This is a genomic window from Loktanella agnita (genome assembly GCF_046640325.1).
GTDB classification, from domain to species: domain Bacteria; phylum Pseudomonadota; class Alphaproteobacteria; order Rhodobacterales; family Rhodobacteraceae; genus Yoonia; species Yoonia agnita.
The window spans coordinates 1-1,326 of record NZ_JBJMBF010000045.1 but is presented as its reverse complement, the minus strand read 5'-3'; the positions used below and the strand labels follow the sequence as shown (position 1 = coordinate 1,326).

Below are 1,326 nucleotides of genomic sequence, written 5' to 3'. Positions count from 1 at the left end.
GCTTAACTAAAACCAGATGAGCGATAACTCTTCAAAGTCAAAACGCCATTTGTCTCAAACCATTTGATGACGGACAGTTTTCCCCAACCTCAAAAGCTAGGTCCACGCACAACCGTTTGGAAAGTTGAAGATATCCGCGCCTTGTTTGAGGGGCAAACCGATGGGTAAGCGCGCAAACCCAATGTCAGTCAAATCGGCGCTCACATACGACATCAACGAAGCTGCCGTGGCATTAGGCAAAACACCCGCAACGATCCGCAATTGGATCAAAGACGGGTTAGCGGTGATGTCATCACGCAAACCCTATCTGATCCTGGGTGCAGCGATCCAAGAATATCTACGCGCCAAATACAAAGCTGCAAAGCGTCCATTGGGTCCAGATCAGCTCTTCTGTCTATCATGTCGTGCCGCTCAAAAACCCGTAGGCATGTCCGTCACAATCGGACGAATCTCTCAAAGGACATCGTTGTTGAAAGGCGTTTGCGAACGCTGTGATGGGGTCTGCACCCGCATGATTGCTACTTCCACGGCTGATAGTTTCGCGGCGGTATTCAAGATCACGAAAGAGGCAGGCAGCGAACCTTAATTGATACCTTCGTCATCGTCCTAAACTGACACAAACCGAGCGGAGCAGTCCCATGCGGAAATTCAATGAAGAAAACGAACGCATCAAACGTCGCTACCTGCAATACCTCAAGCGCGCCAGGCGCAAAGATGCCAGCACGGTGCAGAAGGCTGCCGAAGGCATTCTACGCTTTGAGGCCAGCACCAATTACGCCGACTTCAAACGCTTTCACATCGAACAGGTGAATAAGTTCCAAGACCGGATCAACGCCGAGATCAGCAAGGCCACGGGCAAGCCGTTGTCGAAATCAACGATCCGTACGATTCTAAACGCCAACAAGGGATTCTTCCTTTGGCTCGCTGATCAATCAGGTTACAAAAGCCGTATTCGCCATTCCGACGCGGACTATTTCAACATGGATGCCAAGGGCCAACGGGTCGCCAGCACAGTGCGCGAAACGCCATACCCCTCGATGGAAATGACCCGCCACGCGTTTAACTTCATGCCCGAGGTCACCGAAGCGGACAAACGCAACAAAGCGATTTTTGCTTTCCTTATGCTGACAGGCGCGCGGGATGGCGCAGTTGCCTCCTTGAGGCTTAAGCATATGAACATGATCGACGGTTGCGTATATCAGGATGCGCGTGAAGTGCGGACGAAGAACAGCAAGTCAATCACGACATTCTGTCCGTCATCAAATGGTTTGAGACAAATGGCGTTTTGACTTTGAAGAGTTATCGCTCATCTGGTTTTAGTTAAGC

The 1,326-nt window shown here is 50.8% G+C and carries 2 protein-coding genes; both read left to right on the top strand.

The window, feature by feature from the left end:
* The first annotated feature begins 160 nt into the window (after positions 1 to 160).
* On the top strand, positions 161 to 586 hold the full coding sequence (locus ACJ5NV_RS20380) for a helix-turn-helix domain-containing protein (RefSeq protein WP_411646711.1): 426 nt from the start codon (positions 161 to 163) through the stop codon (positions 584 to 586).
* Between the two features lie 52 nt (positions 587 to 638).
* Complete coding sequence (locus ACJ5NV_RS20375; protein WP_411646710.1) at positions 639 to 1,289, top strand: hypothetical protein; 651 nt, start codon at positions 639 to 641, stop codon at positions 1,287 to 1,289.
* Positions 1,290 to 1,326: the final 37 nt, after the last annotated feature.

Bases quoted from the DNA above. Each gene is read 5' to 3' on its own strand.
- ACJ5NV_RS20375 (WP_411646710.1), top strand. From the start codon at position 639: ATGCGGAAATTCAATGAAGAAAACGAACGCATCAAACGTCGCTACCTG.
- ACJ5NV_RS20380 (WP_411646711.1), top strand. From the start codon at position 161: ATGGGTAAGCGCGCAAACCCAATGTCAGTCAAATCGGCGCTCACATAC.